We start from the raw sequence: 23,360 nt of genomic DNA, 5'->3' as shown, positions 1-23,360 counted from the left end.
CTCCGTTACTTCGAATGGCCAATGGCCGCGGCCTGGAACCGTTCCATTCGCGCTCCGACGATAGCGCGGCGGCGGCGGGTCCGCCATCCAGCGTATCGCCCTCGTGGGAAGAGGGCAGCAAAGTGGAAGCGAGCATGCGACCGTTGCACGGCCTCACGACAGTCATCGCCCTCACCGCCGCCCTGCTCACCCTAGCCCCCGCCCAGGCCCAGACCATGACCCCGCAAGCCACGCTTGAATTGCTGATGACGCCGAAGGGCCTGCCCGCCGATCGCTTCAGCCCATCTTTCCTCGCGCAATTGCCCGTCACGCAGGTCCAGGGCGTGGTCGCGGGGCTGGTTGCGAAGCATGGCCCGTTGCAACGTTTCGACCCAACCGGCGACAGCTTCACGCTCCGCTTCGCCAGGGCCAATGTGCCGGCCTCGATCACGCTGGACAGGGATGGCCGCATCATCGGCCTCTGGTTCGGCGCGGCGGAAACGCTAGGCTCGATCGCGGATCTCGCGGGAGAAATCCAGGCGCTCCCCGGCAGGACGGCGCTGCTCGTCGTCAGCGACGGAAAGGACATTGTTGCCGATGCGGCGGATCAACCGCTCGCGGTCGGCTCGGCCGCCAAGCTCGCGGTCCTGGTCGCGATCCAGGATGCCGTAAAGCAGGGCAAGCTGCGCTGGGATCAGGTCGTACCGCTCGATCCCGCCTGGAAGTCGCTGCCCTCCGGCCAGTTGCAGGATTGGCCGGACGGAACCCCGCTGACGCTCGCAACCCTCGCCAATCTGATGATCTCGATCAGCGACAACACGGCGACTGACGCGCTGATCCGCATCGCCGGCCGTGAAGCAGTCGACGCCATTTCGCCCGCCAACGCGCCCTTCCTGACGACGCGCGAGCTTTTCACGCTGAAGACCACCGCGAACGCGCCGATGCGCGCTGAATGGGCGGCAGGCGACACCGGAACGCGGCGCGCCCTTCTGGAGCAGATGGCGAACGAGCCCCTGCCCCCGGCGGCGGCGATCCGTTCCGACGTCACCCATGAAGTCGAATGGTTCTTCACGGCGCGCGAGCTCTGCCGACTGCTCGACCAGACGGCCGCACTTCCCAGCGTCGCCATCAATCCAGGCCTCGCTGACGCCAAGGCGTGGAAGTCCTTCGCCTATAAGGGCGGCTCGGAGATCGGCGTGCTCAACCTCTCGACACGCGTCGTCGGAAGGGATGGCGGTGTTCATTGCGTCGTCGCAAGCTGGAACGATGATGCCGCGCTTGACGATGAGAGGCTGTTCGCGCCCTATCGGGGCATCCTCAATCGCCTTGCCGAGCGGGAGTAGACCATGCGCCAGATAACCGTCGCCGCCACGCAGATGGAGTGCGACTGGGATCGCCCCGGCAATATCGCGCGGGCGGAACGCCTGGTGCGGCAGGCGGCAGCCGAGGGCGCCAACATCGTGCTGATCCAGGAACTGTTCGAGACGCCCTATTTCTGCCAGGACCAGTTTCACGACCATTTCAACCTGGCCCATCCCTTTGACGGCAACCCGCTGATCGCGCATTTCGCGGCGCTGGCGGCGGAACTCTCCGTTGTGCTGCCGGTCAGTTATTTCGAGCGGGCCGGCCAGACGGCCTATAACAGCATCGCCATCGTCGACGCCGACGGCAGCGTGCTCGGCAACTATCGCAAGAGCCATATTCCCGACGGGCCCGGCTACACCGAGAAGTTCTATTTCTCGCCCGGTGATACCGGCTTCCGCGTCTGGCCGACCCGCTTCGGCAAGATCGGCGTCGGCATCTGCTGGGACCAGTGGTTCCCGGAATCTGCCCGCGCCATGGCGCTCGGCGGCGCAGAGATCCTGTTCTATCCGACCGCGATCGGCTCGGAGCCGCAGGATTCCTCGCTCGATTCCGCCGCGCACTGGCAGCGCGTCATGCAGGGCCATGCCGGCGCGAACCTGATGCCGCTCGTCGCGTCAAACCGGATCGGCACCGAGCGCGGCCTGAACGGCACCGAGATCACCTTTTACGGCTCCTCCTTCATTGCCGACCCAACCGGCGCCAAGCTGGTGGAGGCGGACCGCAGCAGCGAGAGCGTGCTGCTGGCGACCTTCGATCTTGACGCCATCTCGCATCAGCGCCGCTCCTGGGGCGTTTTTCGCGATCGCCGCCCGGACCTCTATGGCGCCCTGACGACGCTGGACGGACGCCATCCCACCGCTGCCGGCCGCTGAACCGGACGCAAGGTGATTTGTAGAGGCGGCATGGGCGGGCATGGACGCCCAGTTGGGCTAGTTCATCGTCTGAAGAAGTTCCGACAGTTTGCTGATATCGCTAATGATATAGTCGGCCTCCGGCGCCAGCTGCTCGGCCGACATGAAGCCGCTCTCGACACCGATGGCGATCACCCCGGCGGCGCGCGCAGCGTGCAGGTCGTGCAGCGTGTCGCCGATCATCGCCGTCTCGCCCGGCTGGAAGCCGAAGCGGTCGAGGAAGGCCATGATCTGGCCGGCCTCCGGCTTGCGGCCATGGCCGGAGTCATAGCCGAAGATCGCATCGAACCACGAGACGAGCCCGAGCCGCTCGCATTGCGACCGCGCCCCGCGCTCGGAATCATTGGTGACGACGCCAAGGCGATAGCCTGCCTGCTGCAACGTTTCGAAAACGGCCGAGGGCTCGCCGATCGGCGTCGCGGCATGAAGCGTCGCGTCATGGAACAGATCGCGCAGAAGCTGATCGAAAGCGGCATCGCCCGGTCGGCCGAGCGCTTCGGCCCAGAGCGGGATCAGTTCTCCGACCGAGCTGGCGATGAACGGCGAGGTCGGCAGCAGGACCCGCGCTTCGAGATCATAGTGGACGATCGCGGCCAGACGCGCGGCGACGGCGTCGTTGCCCTCCGCCAGCGTGGCGATGACCGAGCCGGTGGCGGCGTCCCAGGTCTTGGCGAAGTCGAGGAAGGTCCCGTCCTTGTCGAACAGGAGCGCGCGGAGCTGCATGGCGTAATCCGTTGGAAGTCTTCGGTAGCCTGCTCTAGCACGCTTGCGTTCCCCTGGCATTCCCGCTTCGATCACCGAAGCTGAACCCGATCGAATGAGCACCATGTCCGCAACGCTCCCAAGCCTCCCCCGCGACGACGGCTTCCGCATGCCGGCCGAATGGGAGCCGCATGCCGGCACCTGGATGATCTGGCCGGAGCGGCCGGACAATTGGCGGCTTGGCGGCAAGCCGGCGCAGCAGGCCTTTGTCGCGGTCGCATCCGCCATCGCGGAAGCCGAGCCGGTGACGATGCTGGTTTCGGCCGCTCAATGGGAGAATGCTCGCCAGCGCCTGCCCTCGCATATCCGTCTCGTCGAGGCGACGACCAACGATGCCTGGTGCCGCGACACGGGGCCGAGCTTCCTCGTCAGCGACGACGGACGCCTGCGCGGCAATGACTGGCGCTTCAACGCCTGGGGCGGCTTCAATGGCGGGCTCTATTCGCCCTGGGACCAGGATGACCGCGTCGCCGCGAAGATCCTGGAGATCGAGGGCGCGCCGCGCTACCGCGCCCATTTCATCCTCGAAGGCGGCGCCATCCATGTCGATGGTGAAGGCACGCTGCTGACGACGCAGGAATGCCTGCTCAACCGCAACCGCAATCCCTATCTCGACCGCGAGGAGATCGAGGAGCAATTGTCCGCCCGGCTCGGCGTCACGAAGACGATCTGGCTCGGACCCGGCCTGTTCCATGACGAGACGGACGGCCATATCGACAATCTCGCCTGCTTCGTGCGGCCCGGCGTCGTGGCGCTGACCTGGTGCGAGGATCCCGACGACCCGCAATATGCAATCTCGCACGATGCCTATGAGCGGCTCTCCAGCGCCACCGATGCCCGCGGGAGAAAGCTGGAGGTCGTCAAGCTGCCGATGCCCGGCCCGCTGTTCATGACCGATTCCGAAGCCGCAGGCATCGACGTCGCCGAAGGCAGCGCCGCCCGGCAGGGCGGCGCGCGCCTCGCCGCGTCCTATGCCAACTACTATATCGCCAATGGCCTGGTGGTGATGCCGTTGCTCGACCCGGCCACGGACCCGGCGGCGATGGAGATCATCGCCGCGCTGCATCCCGACCGCCGTATCGTCGGCATCGAAGCGCGCGAAATCCTGCTCGGCGGCGGCAACATCCACTGCATCACGCAGCAGCAACCAGCGGGAACGCCCGGCTAGCCCGTGGGCGCATAAAAAAGGCTCCCGGCGCGATCATCGCGCACGGGAGCCAGAAGAATACCCCTGCGGACGAGCCGCAGAGGGATTGCAAGATCAGCCCTTCAGGATGCTGCGGCCGGCATATTCGGCCTGCGTGCCGAGCTGTTCCTCGATGCGGATCAGCTGGTTGTACTTGGCGGTCCGGTCCGAACGGGCGAGCGAGCCGGTCTTGATCTGACCGCAGTTGGTGGCAACCGCCAGGTCCGAAATGGTCGAATCCTCGGTCTCGCCCGAACGATGCGACATGACTGCGGTGTAGCCGGCGCGATGCGCCATCGAAACGGCGTCGAGCGTCTCGGTGAGCGAGCCGATCTGGTTGACCTTGACCAGGATCGAGTTGGCGGTCGCTTCCTTGATGCCGCGCGACAGACGCGTCGTGTTGGTGACGAAGAGATCGTCGCCGACGAGCTGCACCTTGTTGCCGATCTTGTCGGTCAGGCCCTTCCAGCCGGCCCAGTCGTCCTCGCTCATGCCGTCCTCGATCGAGATGATCGGGAACTTCGAGGCGAGATCGGCCAGATAATCGACCTGCTGCTCGATGGTGCGGACGACGCCCTCACCCTCGTAATTGTACTTGCCGTCCTTGAAGAACTCGGTCGCGGCGCAATCGAGGCCGAGATAGATGTCCTCGCCAAGACGGAAGCCGGCCTTCTCGATCGACTTCGCGACGAAATCCAGCGCCGCGGTCGCCGAAGGCAGGTTCGGGGCGAAGCCGCCCTCGTCGCCGACATTGGTGTTGTGGCCCGCGTCCTTCAGCGCCTTCTTCAGCGTGTGGAACACTTCCGAGCCCCAGCGAACGGCCTCGGCCAGCGTCGGCGCGCCGACCGGCAGGATCATGAATTCCTGGAAATCGATCGGATTGTCGGCATGGGCGCCGCCATTGATGATGTTCATCATCGGCACCGGAAGGATCTTGGCGTTGACGCCGCCGACATAGCGGTAGAGCGGCTGGCCGGAGGACTCGGCGGCGGCCTTGGCAAGCGCCAGGGACACACCGAGGATCGCATTGGCGCCGAGGCGCGCCTTGTTCGGCGTGCCGTCGAGATCGATCATCGTGCCGTCGATCATCGCCTGATCTTCGGCTTCCATGCCGCCGATCGCGTCGAAGATCTCGCCATTGACGGCCTCGACCGCCTTCAGCACGCCCTTGCCCTGGTACTTCGACTTGTCGCCATCGCGAAGCTCGACGGCCTCATGCGCGCCGGTCGAAGCGCCCGAGGGAACGGCGGCGCGGCCGAGCGAGCCATCCTCCAGCAGGACGTCGACTTCGACCGTCGGGTTACCACGGCTGTCGAGGATCTGGCGGGCAGTGATATCGATGATGGCGGTCATGCGGAAATCCTTGTTCTCGGACGGTTCGGCTCAGATATCGCAGCTTCTAGCCTGCCGCGAATGAAGGCGGAAGAGGATGGGCGAGAAACTGTCGTTGCCGGATGGCCACGGCGCGCCCGATCCATGCGCGGGAATGGCCGGAAAAGCTCCGACAGCGCGCATGTCTGTTGCCTTCCGTCTCGCATCGGATGATGAAGACGTCATGACGACGCTCCTCATCACCGACGGCGACCAGACCGTCGATCTCCTCACCGCCGCCGGCAGCCGCGCCATCATCATGCCATGGCGCGATGCGCTGCATGACGGACCGATCCCGCCGCTCGATACGCTCGAAGCGGTCTCGGCCGTGCGGGCAGAGCACCTGGCCGAGGTGTTCAAGTTCGATCCCGAAACGGTGGCGGCGACCTTCGCCGAACGCGACGCGGTCATGCGACGCCATGCGGAGTTCGACCGGGTCGAGCTCTGGTTCGAGCACGATCTCTATGACCAGCTGCAATTGCTGCAGATCCTCGACTTCTTCGCCAAAGAAGGCCGCTCGGAGGGGATCGTGATCGTGCAGGCGGACAGCTTCTTCGCCATGGAGCGCCCGGATACGGTAATGCGCTTTGCGATCGATGGCGTGCGAGTTAGCCCAGCCCTGCTGGAGATGGCGGCCACGGTATGGGGCGAACTGACGTCGCCGACGCCGGAACGGATCGCCAAGCGGGCGGCACGGCCGATCAAGGGCTTCCCGTTCCTGCAGCAAGCGCTGGCCCGTTTCCTCGAGGAGTTACCGCAGCCGAAGACGGGGCTGAACCGCACGGAGATGCGCCTGCTCGATTCGCTCGGACTCGAGGACATGTCGGCCGCTGCCCTGTTCCATCAGGCGCGCCAGGCCGAGGAGGCCGCCTTTATGGGCACCTGGCCCTTCTACGCGGTGCTCGATTCGCTCGCCTTCTGCGACTTCCCCCTGATCGAGGGACTGCATACGCCCTACTCGCACGCTGATTCAGAGGTGCATGCGGAATACGTCACTGCGCCCTTGCGACTGACCATGGTCGGCGAGGACATCCTTGCCGGCGATCAGGATCATGTCTCGACCAATGGCATCAAGCGCTGGTGGGGCGGCACCCAGATGAGCGGCTTCTCCGCCTGGCGTTTCAACCGCGACACGCGCGAACTCCTGACGCCCTGCTAGGGCCGAACCCGATCGGAAGGCATTCCCATGATGACGGAACACGAACTGCAACTCGGGCGGACTGTCGGCATCGCAGAGAGCCCCGAGAAGGCGATCCTCGATCGCGTCCCCAATCCGCATCCGGACACGCTCTATGTCGCCCGCTTCACCGTGCCGGAATTCACGTCGCTTTGCCCCGAGACCGGCCAGCCGGATTTCGCGCATCTGGTGATCGACTACGTGCCCAGGGACTGGCTGGTCGAGTCGAAATCGCTGAAGCTCTATCTGCACTCGTTCCGCAACCATGGCGCCTTCCACGAAGGCTGCACGATCGACATTGCCAAGCGCCTGATCGACCTGCTCGATCCGCACTGGCTGCGCATCGGTGGCTACTGGTATCCGCGCGGCGGCATTCCGATCGATGTCTTCTGGCAGAGCGGCCCCGTGCCGGCCAATCTCTGGCTGCCGGACCAGGGCGTCGCGACCTATCGCGGACGCGGCTGACCCAAACCCCGCCTCACGCGAGGCCAATGTCAACCTACCGGATCAGGTGCAGGAGCCGCCGGTCAGCGCTTCATCGATGGCCGGGGTGGCGCCGCTCAGCGACACCGTCCCGGCAACCGAGTCGCCGATCGATATTTCGATCTGCTTGCCGGTACGCAGGGTCTCGATGTTCTCCGGCGCCAGGCGGATGCCCCAGGTGTGCGCCGTCAGGGCCAGGAAGTCGCCCGCAAAGCCTTCATTGCGATCCGTCTTCACCTGGATCCGCTGGCGCTGGATGCCGTCCATGCTGCCGCGTTCGGCGATCTCCTGCCGGAGCGTGTCGGTATCCGTGCCATAGGCGACACGGAAAACCGTCAGGTCGGGCGTGTCGCAATAGACGGACACCAGCAGCGGCGTTTCACGATCCTGTGCGAGGGCCATAACCGGCTGTCCCGTGGGCTTGTCCTCATAGCCGCTCAGGCGCTCGGTGCGCCATTCCGAGGCGCCATTCAGGATCGAGACTTTTACGTCGGTGACGCGCGGCACGCCAGGCTGCGGCGCAACCGGCGCGAAGGCGGTCGTGTTGTCGGGGTCGGCAGTGGGCTCGACGGCAGGGGGCGGCTGGGCGGCGACAACCGGCGGCGGCGTCTGGGCGCCGGCGAAGGGATCGGTGGCAGGTTCGCTCGCTGCTGGGGCAGGCGCCGGTTCGCTGCTCGACGGCGAACTGGATTCACCACCCGCCAGAAGCCCCCGTATCGGACCTCCCGGCAGCACGGCGATCACGACGCCCAACGCGACCGCGATCGCCGCCGCACCGATGCCGATTCGCTTCAACCATTGCGGCGAGGCGTCTTCGTCATCCGGCTCGGTCAGTTCGGGCGGCGGCGCGGGCGCCACCGTGACGGAGACGCCGGCCGCGGGGCTCGCCGCAGCCGCAGGGCTGGAAACCGGCCGCGAGGCTGCCACGGGCCGGGCGGCGGCGACATGGCTCGGACCTGTCGGCGGAGGCGCGGGCGCCACAGGCGTCGGCGTGACGGGCACGCTGGCCGAGGGCGTCGGCGCGGCGGCTGCCGCCGCCCGTTTTGGCGCGGGGCTCCGTCGCTGCTGCTCGATGATGGCGATCGCGGCGCCGAGATCCCGGCGCAACGCCTGATAGCGCTCCATGTCCATCTCGCCGCCTTCCGGCGTGCAAGTGGCGCGGATCGTGCGTTCCACCCTTTCATAGACGCGTCGGCGCCCATCGGCGGACGGGTCCGGAAGGTTGGCAATCGCCCGATCGAGAATGACTACAAGTTCGTTCGGGTCCATCGGACGGGGCTTCTTCCAGCGTGGCGCAGGCACATATCCTGCGATCGTTTCACATCATCCCGCAAGCCGCTTCGAAACGACAGGCCGAACCCTATCCCTTCGCAAGACGGTCAAAGGCCAGCAACCGCTCCAGCAGCGCCGGCAATTCGTCGATCTGGATCATGTTCGGCCCGTCGGAGGGCGCATTGTCCGGATCCTGGTGCGTCTCGATGAAGACGCCGGCGACACCGACCGCCACGGCGGCACGCGCCAGGACCGAAACGAACTCGCGCTGCCCGCCGGAGGAGGTGCCCTGCCCGCCCGGCTGCTGCACCGAATGGGTGGCGTCGAAAATCACCGGTGCGCCCATCGCCGCCATGATCGGAAGCGCGCGCATGTCGGTAACCAGCGTGTTGTAGCCGAAGCTGGCGCCGCGCTCGGTCAGCAGGATGTTCGGATTTCCGCTGTCGACGAGCTTGGCCAGGACGTTCTTCATGTCCCAGGGAGCGAGGAACTGGCCCTTCTTGACGTTGATCACCCGGCCCGTCTCGGCCGCGGCCACCAGCAGGTCGGTCTGGCGCGACAGGAAGGCGGGGATCTGCAGGATGTCGACCACCTCGGCCACGATCGCGCATTGCTCGCGCTCATGGATATCGGTCAGCACCGGAACGCCGAACTCTTTCTTGATGTCCGCGAAGATCGGCAGCGCCGCGTCGAGACCGGCGCCGCGCTTGCCCGAAATGCTGGTGCGATTCGCCTTGTCGAAGGAGGATTTGTAGACGAAGCCCATACCGAGCTTGGCGGTCATCTCCTTGAGACGTCCGGCCATGTCGAAAGCATGCTGCCGGCTCTCAAGCTGGCAGGGACCGGCAATCAGCGTCAGCGGCAGATCGTTGCCGAAGGTCGCCTTGCCGGCGGAGACATGCGAATTGGGCTCAGTCGTCATTCTTCACCATGCCTAGAGGTCTTGCGTGCACGGCCAGACCCTTACAACGTAAGCGTCGGCGACGCGACCCTTGATCCGCCTGCAGGGAACGTCCCGTACCACGTGGGGCCCGACAAGGACGTTCGCGACCTGCGTTGCGAGAAGACACGCCGAGATCGCGGCGGATCCATGGCCGTCGCAGGCGCGCCGGGCGTCGATCTTGCGGAGGGAGAAAACGGGTCGCCGACGCGGGCGACCCGGGAGCGGCCTCAGACGAGGCGCGACTGTTCGATGGCCGCCGCGATGAACGAGGCGAACAGCGGATGCGGATCGAGCGGCCGCGACTTCAGCTCGGGATGATACTGCACGCCGATGAACCACGGGTGATCGCGAAGCTCGACCGTTTCCGGCAGGACGCCGTCCGGCGACATGCCTGCGAAGTGCATCCCGCAGGCTTCGAGCCGGTCCTTGTAGTCGATGTTGACCTCGTAGCGGTGGCGATGCCGCTCGAAGACGGTGGTCTCGCCATAGATGCCGGCGATCTTCGAGCCGGGCTCAAGATGGCCTTCATAGGCGCCGAGGCGCATCGTGCCGCCGAGATCGCCCGTCGAATGGCGCCTCTCGAGCATGTTGCCCTTCAGCCATTCGGTCATGAGGCCCACGACCGGCTCGTCCGTCGGGCCGAACTCGGTCGAGCTCGCCTTGGTGACGCCGGCCAGGCTACGCGCCGCTTCGATGACGGCCATCTGCATGCCGAAGCAGATGCCGAAATACGGCACGTTGCGGCGGCGCGCGAAGCCGGCGGCCTTGATCTTGCCTTCCGAGCCGCGTTCGCCGAAGCCACCCGGAACCAGGATGCCGTTGACGCGCTCAAGATAGGGCGACGGATCTTCCTTCTCGAAGATCTCGCTTTCGATCCAGTCGATGTTGACCTTGACCGTATTGGCGATGCCGCCGTGCTGCAGCGCCTCGATCAGCGACTTATAGGCGTCCTTCAGGCCGGTATACTTCCCGACGACGGCGATCGTGACCTCGCCCTCCGGATGACGGAGCTTGTTGGTCAGCGCCTTCCACTTGTCGAGCTGCGGCGGCTGCGCATCGGTGATGCCGAAGGCGGCCAGCACTTCGTTGTCGAGACCTTCGGCGTGATAGCTCGTCGGCACATCGTAGATATGCGCCACGTCGAGCGCCTGAATCACGGCCGATTCGCGCACATTGCAGAACAGCGACAGCTTGCGGCGCTCTTCCTTGGGGATCGGGCGGTCGCTGCGGCAGAGCAGGATGTCGGGCTGGATGCCGATCGAGCGCAGTTCCTTGACCGAATGCTGCGTCGGCTTGGTCTTCAGCTCGCCCGCGCTCGGGATGTAGGGCATCAGCGTCAGGTGGATGTAGACGACATTGCCGCGCGGCAGGTCGTTGCCCAGCTGGCGAATCGCTTCCAGGAACGGCATCGCCTCGATGTCGCCGACCGTGCCGCCGATCTCGCAGAGCACGAAATCGACGTCGTCATTGCCGGAAAGCACGAAGGCCTTGATCGCGTCGGTGACGTGCGGAATGACCTGCACCGTGCCGCCGAGATAGTCGCCGCGACGCTCCTTGGCGATGATCTCCTGGTAGATCTTGCCGGTCGTGACCGAATCGGCCTTCGAGGCCGGGCGCCCGGTGAAGCGCTCATAATGGCCGAGGTCGAGGTCGGTTTCGGCGCCGTCGTCGGTGACGAAGACTTCGCCGTGCTGATACGGGCTCATCGTGCCCGGATCGACGTTCAGGTAGGGATCGAGTTTCCTCAGGCGGACCTTGTAGCCGCGCGACTGGAGCATCGCTCCGAGCGCCGCCGACGCGATGCCCTTGCCAAGCGAGGAAACCACACCGCCGGTTATGAATACGTACCGCGCCATGGGTCTCTACCTCAGTTTCCGATCGATCGCTTCATACGTCAAAGGCAAGCCGTCGCAACAGAATGACGACGGTGCCTTCATTCACCAAATTGCCTGTTCCCAAATAAAACGTCGCCGCACGGAACCGCGCGGCGACGCGAAAGGGAGAAAGGCTTGAACGCGCGTTACTGCGAGCTCGGGACCGCCGGAGCGGCAGGCGTTGCCGGTTCCGCTGCCGGAGCAGGCGCCGCCAGAGCCGCGGGTGCCGGCGTGGTCGTGCCAGCGGCCGGAGCCGTCGTACCCGTCGCGGGAGCGGTCGTGCCGGAAGCGGGAGCCGTCGTGCCGGTGGCCGGAGCGGCCTCGCCAGCCGGAGCCGTCGCGGGAGCGCTGGCCGGAGCCGCTGCCGGCTTCTGGCCGGGCAGCTGATCCAGGATGCCGGTACCGGTGCCGGTCGGGGCGGACGGCGCCGACTGGCTCTGGATCTGGTCCAGGATCGAGGCGGGCCGCTCGCCATAGCGGCTGAGCAGGGCAAGACCCATCGACGTGACGAAGAAAATCGCCGCAAGAATCGCTGTCGTGCGGGTCAGCACGTTGGCCGAACCGCGCGCGGTCATGAAGCCGCCGCCACCGCCGATACCAAGCGCGCCGCCTTCGGACCGCTGCAGCAAAACAACGGCGACGAGCGCGACGACCACCATAAGGTGGATCACGATGATAACTGTCTGCATCGATGTCTCTGATCAGAATTCAAAAAAAGCTGGCGCCTTGTACACGATCGGTTTGGCGGTTTCCAGTGCCGCGCCCCTCATATGGAGAGCGGAAAGCCGGAGACAAGCCAAACCCTCGGTCAGGCATAGGCAGCGGCGATGCCGAGGAAGTCCACGGCCTTCAGGCTGGCGCCGCCGACAAGCGCGCCGTCGACATCGGCGATCGCAAGTATTTCGCCGGCGTTGGAAGGCTTTACCGAGCCGCCATAGAGAATCCGCATCCCCGCCCCTTCCGCGCCGAAGCGCGCCACCAGCCGCTGGCGGATATGGGCGTGCACCTCGGCGATATCGGCATTGGAAGGCGTGAGCCCCGTGCCGATCGCCCAGACGGGCTCGTAGGCAATGACCAGATTCGCCGCCGTAGACCCTTCCGGCACCGAGCCGGCCAGTTGCGTGTCGACCACGGAAAGGGTCGTTCCGCCGCGACGCTCGGCCTCGGTCTCGCCGATGCACAGGATCGCGACCAGGCCGGCCCGCCATGCCGCCTCGGCCTTGGCGCGGACCGTGGCATCGGTCTCGGCGTGATCGGTGCGCCGCTCCGAATGGCCGACTATGACATGGGTGGCACCGGTATCGGCGATCATCTCCGCCGAAATGTCGCCGGTATGCGCGCCGCTGGCCTTGGGGTGGCAATCCTGCGCGCCGATGGCGAGTGGACTGGCGGCGGTCGCGGAAGCGAAAGCGATCAGCAGCGTCGCCGGCGGGCAGATGGCAAGGTCGACCCTGCCCTGCAGATCGGCATCATAGCCCGCCATGATCTGATCGAGCTCGACGCCCGAGGCCCTGAGACCGTTCATCTTCCAATTGCCGGCGATCATCGGCTTCGGGCTTGGCATGGCGCTTCCTGAGATACGATGTTGATTGGTTGGTTGCATCCTATGCACCGGGCTGGGCGCGACAAGTCAAGACCCGGCTGCCAGGCGCCCAAAAACGCTTCCGGGACAACGATTTGCCGGGATGTCATATAGAATGGCGCTTCACCTTGCCCCGGAGAGGGCTCCTTTCTATGATCGCGCGCCCGAAGCGGGGCCGGCAAAGCCCCCGCGCGTTAGAGGACGTCTATGCTCAATACGATGCGCAAATACGCCGCCGGCTGGGTGGCACAGATCTTACTCGGCCTGCTCGTGCTGAGCTTTGCGGTATGGGGCATCGCTGATGTCTTCACCGGCGTCAGCAATCATTCCGTCGCCCGGGTTGGCGGCACGGACATCTCCTCGGTCAATTACGATCGTGCGTATCGCCGCGAGTTGCAGGCGATGAGCCAGCGCGTCGGCCAGCAGATCACGCCGGACCAGGCCAAGATGCTCGGCATCCCGAACCAGGTGCTCGGCCGCCTCGTCACCGAAGCCGCGCTCGACGACCAGGCCAAGAACCTGAACATCGGCGTTTCTCGTGAGATGCTGATCCGCGAGATCGCGGAAGATCCGGCCTTCAAGGGCGCCGGCGGCACGTTCGACCGCAACTATTTCGTCTCGCTGCTGCGCAATAACGGCATGACTGAGGACGCCTACGTCCTCGAGCGCCGCGCGCAGGAGAAGCGCCAGCAGATCGCCGAGTCGATCTCGGGCGGCGCCACGGCGCCGCAGGCCCTGGCCAAGGCGCTGCATGAGTACCAGACCGAACAGCGCGACATCCGCTACATCGCCCTGCCCACCTCGTCGGTCGGCGAGATCGCGGCGCCCAACGCCGACGAACTGACCGCCTACTACAATGACAACAAGGCCGACTGGCGCGCCCCGGAAACCCGGACGATCGCCTTCATCAAGCTCGGCCCCGATGAAGTCGCCCGTCCGGACGATATCAGCGACGCCGACGCGCAGAAGGCCTATGACGCCGAGAAGGCTCGCTACACGACGCCGGAGACGCGCCATGTATTCCAGGCGGTGTTCACCGACGAGAGCAGCGCTCAGACCGCGGCCGACCAGCTGAAGGCCGGCGAATCGTTCGACTCCATGCTCGAAGGCATCGGCAAGAAGCTCAGCGACAGCGATTTGGGCGTCGTCACCAAGGACAAGCTGATCGACCCGAAGGTCGCCGAGGCCGCCTTCTCCCTGCCCGCGAACAGCTCCAGCGGCGTGATCAAGGGAAGTTTCGGCCCCGTGGTCGTCCACGTCACAGACATCGTTCCCGAGGCGGTCAAGGCGTTCGACGAGGTCAAGGCCGAGGTCAAGAAGGAACTCGCCCTCGCCTCGGCCAAGGCCGACATCAACGTGCTGCGCGACTCGATCGAAGACGCCCGCGCCGGCGGCGCTTCGCTCGACGAGATCGCCACCAATAACAAGCTCACCGTCAAGAAGGTTGTCACCGACCAGACCGGCAAGGACGTCGACGGCAATGCCGTAGCCGACATCCCCGCCCAGGCCCAGTTGCTCAAGGACGCCTTCGCGAGCGACGTCGGCATCGACAATGCCGCGATCCCGACCGAGGACGGCGGCTATGTCTGGTTCACCATTGCCGACATCAATGAAGCGCATGACCGGCCCCTGGAAGAGGTCAAGGACAAGGTCATCGAGGCCTGGAAGAAGCAGGCCACGACCGACAAGCTCGTCGCCAAGGCAAAGGACGCCAAGGACCGGCTCGGCAAGGGCGAAACGCTGGACGCCGTCGCTACGTCGCTCGGCCTCACCGTGCAGACGCTGGACAAGCTGACCCGCAGCTCGCGTCCGACGGGCGCCTTCTCCACCGAGGCGCTCAAGGCCGCCTTCGCCGGACCCAAGGGTTCCGTCGAGGTCGCTCCTGGCGCCGAGGACAGCGAGCAGATCGTGCTGCAGGTAGCGGATGTCATCCAGACGCCCTACACTCCGGGTGCAAACGACAACGCGCCTGTTACGCAGCAGCTTGCTGATGCCATGCAGAACGATCTCCTGCAGCAATACGTGGCCGAGTTGCAGCGCCAGCTTGGCGTGACGGTCAACCAGAGCGTCCTGCAGCAGATCATCAGCGCCATCTGAGGGTTGGTTGGAAACCATGTCGCCACGCCATTTGCCCGATATGCGAGCCCGCCGGACGTGCCCCGCGCACGCCGCCGGCTTCGCTTTCGACGGAACGCAGGCCCTGTCCGGGGCCGGCGTCTGGCCGTCCACGGGAAATGAGGCGTCGGCGGCATGGTGGCGGCGCACGCAAACCTGGCGATGGCGTTGATCGCCACCGGCTTGCGCCGGGACGAATGATGCCATTGCCGCGACCGCGTCGCGTACCCAATCAAGGCTCCAGGAGCCTTCCCGAACTGATGGACTGAAACCATGTTGATCGAGCCGTCGCTGGAGACGATTTCGCCTGCCTATGAACAAGGGCGCGCGCAGGTCGTCTGGACCCGAATGGTTGCCGATTTGGAGACGCCCGTCTCCGCCATGCTGAAGCTTTCGGCGGGCAAGTCGAACACCTTCCTGCTCGAATCGGTCGAAGGCGGCGCCGTTCGCGGCCGCTATTCGATCATCGGCATCGAACCCGACCTGCTCTTCCGCGCCATCGGCGACCGCGCCGAGATCAACACGACGCCGGCCACGGATCCGGAGGCCTATGCGCCGCTGGAGGGCCGTTCGCTCGATGCGCTTCGCGACCTGATCGCGCAGTCGCACATCGACCTGCCCAAGACGCTCCCGCCGATGTCGGCCGGTATCTTCGGCTACCTCGGCTACGACATGGTGCGCCAGATGGAAGAGCTGGGAGCGCCCAATCCGGACGCGCTCGGTGTTCCCGACGCCATCATGATGCGGCCGACCGTCATGGTGATCTTCGATTCCATCAAGGACGAGATCACCTTGGTCACGCCGATCCGGCCCCAGGCCGGTGTCACCGCGGCGCAAGCGCATGCGCGGGCCATCGAACGGCTGACCGCCGCCGTCGACACGCTGGAAGGTCCGCTGAACCGCAGCGCCACCTATACCGACATCGATCTCGACGTGCCGGTCGTGTCCAACACCTCGCATGAGCGCTATCTCGAGATGGTCGCCAAGGCGAAGGAATACATTGCCGCCGGCGACATCTTCCAGGTCGTGCTGTCGCAGCGCTTTGAGGCGCCGTTCAGCCTGCCGCCCTTCGCGCTCTACCGCGCGCTGCGCCGGACCAACCCGTCGCCCTTCCTGTATTTCCTCGATTTCGGCGGCTTCGCGGTCGCCGGCTCCAGCCCGGAAATCCTGGTCCGCGTCCGGGATGGCGAAGTGACCATCCGCCCGATCGCCGGCACGCGCCGACGTGGCGCGACGCCGGAAGCCGACAAGGCCCTGGCGGCCGAACTGCTCGCCGACCCCAAGGAGCTGGCCGAGCACCTGATGCTGCTCGACCTCGGGCGCAACGATGTCGGCCGCGTCGCCGAGATCGGCTCTGTGAAGGTCACCGACAAGTTCTTCCTCGAATATTACAGCCAGGTGATGCACATCGTTTCGAATGTGATTGGCCGGCTGTCGCAGGAATACGACATGCTGGACGCGCTCGCGGCGGGCTTTCCCGCCGGCACCGTTTCCGGCGCGCCCAAGGTGCGGGCGATGCAGATCATCGATGAGCTCGAGGGCGAGAAGCGCGGCATCTATGCGGGCTGCGTCGGCTACTTCTCGGCCGATGGCGCGATGGATACCTGCATCGTGTTGCGGACGTCGATCGTCAAGGATGGCAAGATGTACGCGCAGGCCGGAGCCGGCATCGTGGCCGACTCGGTTCCCGAGAGCGAACATCAGGAGTGCATCGCCAAGGCGAGCGCGCTCTTCCGTGCAGCCGAGGAAGCGGTAAAGTTCGCTTCTCAGGCTGGACGCGGGCAGTAGTCGAAGCGGAGGGAAACAGCATCATGGCCTTTCTCGTCATCGATAATTACGACAGCTTCACCTACAACCTCGTCCATTATCTGGGGGAGCTTGGCGCCAAGCTGATCATCAAGCGCAACGACAAGATCACGGTCGAGGAAGTGATCGCGCTCGACCCCGAGGGGATCGTGCTCTCGCCCGGCCCCTGCACGCCGAACGAGGCCGGCATCTGCCTGGATCTGATCGAGCGCGTCGGCGACACCATCCCGATCTTCGGCGTCTGCCTTGGGCATCAGGCGATCGGCCAGGCGATGGGCGGCGACGTCATCCGCGCACCGAGCCAGATGCACGGCAAGATCTCGACCATCACCCATACCGGCCGGAGCGTGTTCCGCGGCATCAACGGCCCGTTCAAGGCGACGCGCTATCACTCGTTGACGGTGAAGCGCGAGACCATGCCGGCGGTGCTGGAGATCACGGCGGAGTCGGAGGACGGCGTCGTCATGGGCGCCATGCACAAGACCCTGCCGATGCATGGCGTGCAGTTCCACCCGGAGAGCATCGCTTCGGAACACGGGCACCTGATGCTGAAGAACTTTCTCGACATGGCCGCCGAGTGGAATGCGCGAAATCGCACGTCCCGGTCGGTCGCGTGAGGCGGATGCGGGCATGAGTGATCTGAAAACCCACATCGCCAAGGTCGCCGCCGGCAAGTCGCTGGATCGCGCCGAGGCCGAATCGGCCTTCGACGTGATCATGTCGGGTTCGGCCACGCCGGCCCAGATCGGCGGCTTCCTGATGGCGCTGCGCGTACGCGGCGAAACCGTCGACGAGATCGCCGGTGCGGTCTCGACCATGCGCTCGAAGATGGTGCCAGTCGCGGCGCCCGCCGATGCGATCGACATTGTCGGCACGGGCGGCGATGGCGCGCATACCTACAACATCTCGACCGCCTCGGCCTTCGTCGTCGCCGGAACCGGCGTGCCCGTCGCCAAGCACGGCAATCGCGCCGTCTCGTCGAAATCGGGCGCCGCCGATGTGCTGACGGCGCTCGGCGTCAATGTCGACATTTCGCCGGAAGCCATCGGCCGGGCGATCCGCGAGGCCGGCATCGGCTTCATGTTCGCGCCAATGCATCATTCGGCGATGAAGCATGTCGGCCCGGCCCGCGTCGAGCTCGGCACCCGGACGATCTTCAACCTGCTCGGACCGCTCTCCAATCCCGGCGGCGTCAAGCGCCAGCTGGTCGGCGTCTTCGCGGAAGAATGGGTCGAGCCGATCGCGCATGTGCTGGCGGCGCTCGGATCGGAAAGCGCGTGGATCGTGCATGGCGCCGGCGGCGTCGACGAGATCACGACGGCAGGCCCCACCAAGGTCGCATCGCTGCGCGACGGCAAGGTCGAGACTTTCACCGTCGATCCCGGCTCGGTCGGCCTTGCCGTGTCGCCGGTCGAGGCGATCCGCGGCGGCGATGCCGACTATAATGCCGCGGCCCTGCGCGCTTTGCTGGAAGGCGAGCGTGGCGCCTATCGCGACACCGTGCTGATGAACGCCGGCGCGGCGCTGATCGTGGCGGGCCGCGCTGCGACGCTTGCCGAAGGCGTGGCGCAGGCCGCCGCCTCGATCGATGAGGGCCGCGCCCATGAACGCCTCGATCGCTTGGTCGCGATCACCAATGGATGAGCCGATGACCGATATCCTGAAGAAGATCGAAGCGACCAAGCGCGAAGAGATCGCCGCCGCCAAGGCAGCCGTGCCGATGGCCGAGATCATCGCCCGCGCCAAGGACCAGCCGCCGGCGCGCGGCTTCGTCGACGCCATCCGGCGCAAGCTTGCCGCCGACGAGCCCGCGCTGATCGCCGAGATCAAGAAGGCGAGCCCGTCCAAGGGGCTGATCCGCCCGGATTTCGACCCGCCGGCGCTGGCGCGCGCCTACAAGGCCGGCGGTGCCGCCTGCCTCTCCGTCCTCACCGACACGCCCTATTTCCAGGGTTCGCCGGAGTATCTGGTCGCCGCCCGCGAGGCGGTCGACCTGCCGGCGCTGCGCAAGGATTTTCTCTACGAGGAGTATCAAGTCCATGAGGCGCGCGCCTGGGGCGCGGATTGCATCCTGATCATCATGGCCGGCGTCTCCGACGACGTTGCGAAGTCGTTGGAAGAGACCGCGATCGACCTCGGCATGGATGTGCTGATCGAGGTGCATGACGAGCCGGAACTCGAGCGCGCGCTCAAGCTGGCGTCGCCGATGATCGGCATCAACAACCGCAATCTGCGCACTTTCGAGGTGTCCCTCGAAACCTCCGAGCGCCTGGCGCCGCTGGTGCCGGAGGATCGCATCCTGGTAGGAGAGAGCGGGATCTTCACACCGGACGACGTCGCGCGCATGCGCCGGGCGCGGATCGGCACCTATCTCGTCGGCGAAAGCCTGATGCGCCAGGACGACGTCGCGGCGGCGACCGCGCATTTGCTCGGCCGCGTATCGGCCTGATCTTCCTATTCTCACCTTTCCCTGAGGGAGAGGTCGGAGCGAAGCTCCGGGTGAGGTTTAGGGAACTATCCCGTGAGGCCGTAAACCCTCGCCCGCCGGCCTTCGGTCGTCGACCCTCCCTCAGGGAGAGGTGAAATCCTGCCGTCTCGATTTGGATGGATCGTTCTACGACATGCCTTTTTCAATACGGTCTGCCCACCCGGACGAATGCCCGTCGCTTCGCGTCATCGAACGCGACGCGGCCCAGCGCTTTCGCACCGTCGGTCTCGACGCCGTGGCCGACAGCGACACCACGAGCGAAGCCTTCCTGCGTTCTGTCTTCGCGCATGGCATCGTGCTCTGCGCGGCCGAGGCCGATGATGCGCCGATCGGCTTCCTGCTGGCGGGGCAGCTCGATCACGCGCTGCACCTCTACGAGATCTCCGTCTCCTACGCCTATGGCGGCCAAGGGATCGGCAGTGCGCTGCTGGCGGCGGCTGAGGACGAGGCGCGTCGTCGCGGCCTGTCCCGCCTGACGCTCGCTACCTTCCGCGACGTGCCATGGAACCGGCCGTTCTACGAGCGGCGCGGCTTCGCCGAAGTCCTCGTCGACGATTGGACACCGGCTTTCTTTCTGTTGCAGGCTGGCGAAGAACTCTCGGGCCTGCCGCTCGACAACCGCCTGTTCATGCGCAAGGAGCTTGGCTGATGCCCCCTCGCCTCACCCATCTGGACGAGACCGGTGCGGCGCACATGGTCGATGTCTCCGCCAAGGACGTCACGCAGCGCACCGCCGTCGCCGAAGGCGTCGTGACGATGCAGGCCGCGACGCTCGACCTGATCCGCTCCGGCACGGCGGCCAAGGGCGACGTGATCGCGACGGCGCGGATCGCCGGCATCATGGCGGCCAAGAAGACGCATGAGTTGATCCCGCTCTGCCATCCGATCATGCTCTCCAAGGTGACGATCGAGATCGACTTCGACGACCAGCTTCCGGGGATGCGCATTCGCGCCACGACCAAGGTCGCCGAGCGGACGGGCGTCGAGATGGAGGCGCTGACGGCCGTGTCCGTCGCCTGCCTCACCATCTACGACATGGCGAAGGCGGTCGATCGCGGCATGACGATCGGCCAGATCCGCCTGGTTGAGAAGACCGGTGGCCGCTCGGGCGACTGGCATGCCGAAACGGGGAACGCCGGCTGATGGCCGACGCCCTACTTCCCGTCGCGGACGCCGTCGCCCGCGTCACGCAGGACGTGGAGCCCACCCCCACCGAAATCGTTCCGCTTGGCCAGGCGCTGAACCGGGTGCTCGCCGAACCCTTGGCAGCCCGGCGGACCCAACCGCCCTTCGACGTCTCGGCCATGGATGGTTATGCGGTGCGCGCCGCCGACGTCGCGACCCTCCCCGCCAGGCTCACGCTGATCGGCGCTGCGCCGGCTGGCCACGCCTTTGGCGGCACGGTCGGCCCGAACCAGACGGTCCGCATCTTTACCGGTGCGCCGGTGCCCGATGGCGCCGACGCCATCCTGCTGCAGGAGGATGCCGCCGTCGAAGCCGATGGCCGCATCCGGGCGACCGAGGCCGTGCGCCCGCAGCAGCACATCCGCGCCAAGGGGCTCGATTTCCGCGAAGGCGAGGTCCTGCTGCCGGCCGGCATGCGGCTCGGCATGCGCCAGCTGTCGCTCGCCGCCGCCCTCAATCACGGAGAGGTCCCGGTCCGCGCCCGCCCGCGTGTCGCCATCCTCGCCACCGGGGACGAACTGGTGCCGCCGGGATCGGAACTCGGCCCCAACCAGATTACCGCCTCCAACAGCTTCGGCATCGCCGCGCTCGTGGAGATCATGGGCGGCACGGCGGTCGACCTCGGCATCATTCCCGATGACCGAGCACTGCTCGCCGCCGCGATCGACCGCGCCTCCGCAAGCGGCGCCGACATTCTCGTCACGCTGGGCGGCGCGTCGGTCGGCGAGCATGATTTCGTGCGCGAGGTTCTGGTGGACCGGGGCATGGACCTCGATTTCTGGAAGATCGCCATGCGTCCCGGCAAACCGCTGATGTTTGGCCGGCTGGGCCCGATGCGGGTGCTCGGCCTCCCCGGCAATCCGGTCTCCAGCCTGGTCTGCGGCCTCCTGTTCCTGAAGCCGCTGATCCAGAGCCTGCTCGGCCTGCCGATCACCGACGAGACCGAGGTCGCCGAACTCGGCGCGGCGGTCCGCGCCAACGACAAGCGGCAGGACTACATCCGCGCCAGCCTCGTCGATATGCCGGACGGGCGCCACATTGCGACGCCGCTGCCGCGCCAGGACAGCTCGATGCTGTCGACTTTCGCCCAGGCGCTGTGCCTGATCGTGCGCCCGCCCTTCGCGGAGGCTGAAGCCATGGGCGCGCCCTGCCGTATCTTGCGCCTGCCCTAGAGGCCGCGCCGATTCGACGGCTCGCTCGTCAAATATTTTAACCAATCGTTAACATGCCGCTTCACAGCGCCGGATTCTGATCTAGAATGCACCGTTCTCTGGCCTGTCAGGGAACCGGCGCTCCACCGCAATCATTGTGTCAGAGCGTAGCAAGCCGTGGAGGAATTCTATGGCCGACTCGAATCTGAAACCTTCCCTCAGCACGCGTACCTTGGAGTTCGGCTCCCACTTTGCCGCCGGGGCCATGATGCTGTCGCGGATGAACCGGTCCGAGATTTTCCGCTATGACGATCTGGTTTCGGATCTGTGCCGCATGCGCGCGCAGACGGCCGAACGCGTCGATCAGCCCCGTCGCAACAGTGCCGCCCGGACTGCCAGCAAACGCTGACGGTCCCCCGCCGATACCCTCAGGGGTATGCGGGTAGCGTCCGCAAGGTTGACCGTGAGAATGGCGATTTACCTGTCGGCGTCTCAGAAGGCGCTGACGACGGCCTCACGCGCATTGGTTTTCCGATGCGCGGTGAAATCCAGGTCGACGAGCAGCGGCAGGTGATCCGAGGCGACGCGCGCCAGCGGTGTCCGAACGACTTCAACCTTCCGCACGGCGGCGCGGCCTCGAAGCCAGACATGATCGATACGCAGCGTCGGCAAGCGGCCCGGGAAGGTCGGCTTTGCCTTTCGCTCGCCCCACGCCTTCTGCACGTCGATGAACTCGGCCGCCAAACGGCGATAGGGCGAAAGTCCCGGCGGCGCGTTGAAATCGCCCAGGAACACCACGGGTTCGCGGCATTCGGGATGGCCTAGCCATTCCGGGCCCAGCAAGGCGGACAGCTGGAGCATCTGCTCGTGCGGCCAGACGCCAAGATGCGTGTTGACCACCTGGACATCAACGCCGCCGACATGCACGGACGCCCAGAGCGCGCCGCGGGGCTCGACCTTGATACGCTCGTGAAAGCCCGGAAGCATGCCCATCTTCTTCATCGAATAGGGCAGCCGGGTCAGGATCGCGTCGCCATAGTGCTCGTCGGGGCCGATCCGGGTCGAGGGATGGAAATGCGCCTCCATCCCGAGCAATTCGGCCAGGACCTGCGCCTGGTCGATGCGCCCGCTGCGGGCGCGGCCGACATCGATCTCCTGCAACGCGACGATATCCGGGTCGCAGCTCTGGATGACCCGGGCAATGCGTTCGGGCGACAATTTCTTGTCCGTCCCGACGCAGGCATGGACGTTGTAGGAAAGGATGCGGGCGGTGCTCATGAAATCCAAGTTAGTGAAGGCATGCGGGAACGCAACTCAACCTTTGTCCAATGTTTAGACATAGCGCGAGTTCCCTCGCCTCCGGCGTGACCCTTAGCGGGATCAGGAACGCCGGCGATGCACGGCAGCGCCGAGCGCGGCCACCCAGGTGCGGGCCGGCTTGAAATCCGGCTCGACAACGCCGGCTTCGAGTTCACGGACAAGGGTCTGCAGCTTGCCGGCCAGCACGTCGAGCGTCTCGATGTCATACTTGTCGGACTTCGGGTCGGCTTCGATCTCGCCGCGGATCACGCCGAACGCCTGCGTCCAGCTTTCCGTATCCTCGACCGAGGCACCGGGTTGCAGGGCGTTATGCAGCGCGCCCAGAAGTTCGAGAACGTCCATGTCATCCATACCGGCTGATTGCGATGGCTCCTTATCCATCGGCCTCGG

The 23,360-nt window shown here is 65.9% G+C and carries 23 protein-coding genes; 14 read left to right on the top strand and 9 right to left on the bottom strand.

Annotated elements, in window-relative coordinates:
* Positions 1 to 134 precede the first annotated feature (134 nt).
* Together ABIE08_RS04010 and aguB are read left to right on the top strand one after the other, a co-directional pair.
* Positions 135 to 1,322, top strand: a complete 1,188-nt coding sequence (locus ABIE08_RS04010) for a serine hydrolase (protein ID WP_354548933.1) — start codon at positions 135 to 137, stop codon at positions 1,320 to 1,322.
* 3 nt (positions 1,323 to 1,325) lie between these two features.
* A complete protein-coding gene (gene aguB, locus ABIE08_RS04005; protein ID WP_354548932.1) occupies positions 1,326 to 2,216 on the top strand; it encodes an N-carbamoylputrescine amidase in 891 nt (296 codons plus the stop codon).
* 57 nt (positions 2,217 to 2,273) lie between these two features.
* Here the strand turns inward: aguB and ABIE08_RS04000 are convergent, their stop codons facing one another.
* Positions 2,274 to 2,978 carry an HAD family hydrolase gene (locus ABIE08_RS04000; protein ID WP_354548931.1) on the bottom strand — a complete coding sequence of 235 codons (705 nt, stop codon included), beginning with the start codon at positions 2,976 to 2,978 and terminating at the stop codon, positions 2,274 to 2,276.
* Positions 2,979 to 3,081: 103 nt separating this feature from the next.
* On the opposite strand from ABIE08_RS04000, the gene aguA reads away from it, so the two are divergent.
* Positions 3,082 to 4,185, top strand: coding sequence for an agmatine deiminase (aguA, locus tag ABIE08_RS03995; RefSeq protein WP_354548930.1), 1,104 nt, complete (start codon positions 3,082 to 3,084; stop codon positions 4,183 to 4,185).
* A 93-nt stretch (positions 4,186 to 4,278) separates the two neighbouring features.
* Here the strand turns inward: aguA and eno are convergent, their stop codons facing one another.
* On the bottom strand, positions 4,279 to 5,556 hold the full coding sequence (gene eno / locus ABIE08_RS03990) for a phosphopyruvate hydratase (RefSeq protein WP_266334698.1): 1,278 nt from the start codon (positions 5,554 to 5,556) through the stop codon (positions 4,279 to 4,281).
* 202 nt (positions 5,557 to 5,758) lie between these two features.
* Here eno and ABIE08_RS03985 point away from each other — a divergent pair, with 202 nt between their 5' ends.
* Both ABIE08_RS03985 and queF read left to right on the top strand, forming a co-directional pair.
* The gene (locus ABIE08_RS03985) at positions 5,759 to 6,733 is read left to right on the top strand and encodes a hypothetical protein (protein WP_354548928.1); all 975 of its coding nucleotides are present in this window, start codon (positions 5,759 to 5,761) and stop codon (positions 6,731 to 6,733) included.
* A gap of 30 nt (positions 6,734 to 6,763) precedes the next feature.
* Entirely contained in the window at positions 6,764 to 7,216 is a 453-nt protein-coding gene (gene queF / locus ABIE08_RS03980) for a preQ(1) synthase (protein WP_354551565.1), read from the top strand.
* Between the two features lie 42 nt (positions 7,217 to 7,258).
* Here the strand turns inward: queF and ABIE08_RS03975 are convergent, their stop codons facing one another.
* The 5 genes from ABIE08_RS03975 to tpiA form a co-directional block, all read right to left on the bottom strand.
* On the bottom strand, positions 7,259 to 8,503 hold the full coding sequence (locus ABIE08_RS03975; RefSeq protein WP_354548927.1) for a hypothetical protein: 1,245 nt from the start codon (positions 8,501 to 8,503) through the stop codon (positions 7,259 to 7,261).
* 91 nt (positions 8,504 to 8,594) lie between these two features.
* Positions 8,595 to 9,428 carry a 3-deoxy-8-phosphooctulonate synthase gene (kdsA, locus tag ABIE08_RS03970; protein ID WP_354548926.1) on the bottom strand — a complete coding sequence of 278 codons (834 nt, stop codon included), beginning with the start codon at positions 9,426 to 9,428 and terminating at the stop codon, positions 8,595 to 8,597.
* A 248-nt stretch (positions 9,429 to 9,676) separates the two neighbouring features.
* The gene (locus ABIE08_RS03965; RefSeq protein ID WP_354548924.1) at positions 9,677 to 11,305 is read right to left on the bottom strand and encodes a CTP synthase; all 1,629 of its coding nucleotides are present in this window, start codon (positions 11,303 to 11,305) and stop codon (positions 9,677 to 9,679) included.
* A gap of 164 nt (positions 11,306 to 11,469) precedes the next feature.
* Positions 11,470 to 12,012 (bottom strand): preprotein translocase subunit SecG, encoded by a 543-nt coding sequence (secG, locus tag ABIE08_RS03960; RefSeq protein WP_354548923.1) that lies wholly within the window; start codon positions 12,010 to 12,012, stop codon positions 11,470 to 11,472.
* Between the two features lie 119 nt (positions 12,013 to 12,131).
* Complete coding sequence (tpiA, locus tag ABIE08_RS03955) at positions 12,132 to 12,887, bottom strand: triose-phosphate isomerase (protein ID WP_354548922.1); 756 nt, start codon at positions 12,885 to 12,887, stop codon at positions 12,132 to 12,134.
* A gap of 225 nt (positions 12,888 to 13,112) precedes the next feature.
* Between tpiA and ABIE08_RS03950 the strand changes: the two genes are divergently transcribed.
* The 9 genes from ABIE08_RS03950 to ABIE08_RS03910 all read left to right on the top strand — a co-directional run bounded on the left by ABIE08_RS03950 (position 13,113) and on the right by ABIE08_RS03910 (position 22,059).
* Positions 13,113 to 15,002, top strand: a complete 1,890-nt coding sequence (locus tag ABIE08_RS03950) for a SurA N-terminal domain-containing protein (protein ID WP_354548920.1) — start codon at positions 13,113 to 13,115, stop codon at positions 15,000 to 15,002.
* 291 nt (positions 15,003 to 15,293) lie between these two features.
* Complete coding sequence (trpE, locus tag ABIE08_RS03945; RefSeq protein WP_354548919.1) at positions 15,294 to 16,808, top strand: anthranilate synthase component I; 1,515 nt, start codon at positions 15,294 to 15,296, stop codon at positions 16,806 to 16,808.
* Positions 16,809 to 16,831: 23 nt separating this feature from the next.
* A complete protein-coding gene (locus ABIE08_RS03940) occupies positions 16,832 to 17,443 on the top strand; it encodes an anthranilate synthase component II (protein ID WP_354548917.1) in 612 nt (203 codons plus the stop codon).
* Between the two features lie 13 nt (positions 17,444 to 17,456).
* The gene (gene trpD / locus ABIE08_RS03935; RefSeq protein WP_354548915.1) at positions 17,457 to 18,470 is read left to right on the top strand and encodes an anthranilate phosphoribosyltransferase; all 1,014 of its coding nucleotides are present in this window, start codon (positions 17,457 to 17,459) and stop codon (positions 18,468 to 18,470) included.
* Between the two features lie 4 nt (positions 18,471 to 18,474).
* Positions 18,475 to 19,275, top strand: a complete 801-nt coding sequence (trpC, locus tag ABIE08_RS03930) for an indole-3-glycerol phosphate synthase TrpC (protein WP_354548913.1) — start codon at positions 18,475 to 18,477, stop codon at positions 19,273 to 19,275.
* Between the two features lie 172 nt (positions 19,276 to 19,447).
* Positions 19,448 to 19,963 carry a GNAT family N-acetyltransferase gene (locus ABIE08_RS03925; RefSeq protein ID WP_354548911.1) on the top strand — a complete coding sequence of 172 codons (516 nt, stop codon included), beginning with the start codon at positions 19,448 to 19,450 and terminating at the stop codon, positions 19,961 to 19,963.
* Positions 19,963 to 20,457 (top strand): cyclic pyranopterin monophosphate synthase MoaC, encoded by a 495-nt coding sequence (gene moaC / locus ABIE08_RS03920; RefSeq protein ID WP_354548909.1) that lies wholly within the window; start codon positions 19,963 to 19,965, stop codon positions 20,455 to 20,457. Before ABIE08_RS03925 ends, moaC begins: the two co-directional genes overlap by 1 nt.
* On the top strand, positions 20,457 to 21,671 hold the full coding sequence (locus ABIE08_RS03915; RefSeq protein ID WP_354548907.1) for a molybdopterin molybdotransferase MoeA: 1,215 nt from the start codon (positions 20,457 to 20,459) through the stop codon (positions 21,669 to 21,671). Before moaC ends, ABIE08_RS03915 begins: the two co-directional genes overlap by 1 nt.
* A gap of 169 nt (positions 21,672 to 21,840) precedes the next feature.
* A complete protein-coding gene (locus ABIE08_RS03910) occupies positions 21,841 to 22,059 on the top strand; it encodes a hypothetical protein (protein ID WP_354548906.1) in 219 nt (72 codons plus the stop codon).
* An 83-nt stretch (positions 22,060 to 22,142) separates the two neighbouring features.
* Here ABIE08_RS03910 and ABIE08_RS03905 read toward each other — a convergent pair whose 3' ends face one another.
* Positions 22,143 to 22,928 (bottom strand): endonuclease/exonuclease/phosphatase family protein, encoded by a 786-nt coding sequence (locus ABIE08_RS03905; protein WP_354548904.1) that lies wholly within the window; start codon positions 22,926 to 22,928, stop codon positions 22,143 to 22,145.
* 102 nt (positions 22,929 to 23,030) lie between these two features.
* Positions 23,031 to 23,312, bottom strand: coding sequence for a hypothetical protein (locus ABIE08_RS03900; protein WP_354548902.1), 282 nt, complete (start codon positions 23,310 to 23,312; stop codon positions 23,031 to 23,033).
* Between the last annotated feature and the right edge of the window lie 48 nt (positions 23,313 to 23,360).

This window comes from Kaistia defluvii, from assembly GCF_040548815.1.
GTDB lineage: Bacteria > Pseudomonadota > Alphaproteobacteria > Rhizobiales > Kaistiaceae > Kaistia > Kaistia defluvii_A.
This window is presented reverse-complemented; position numbering and strand designations above follow the sequence as displayed.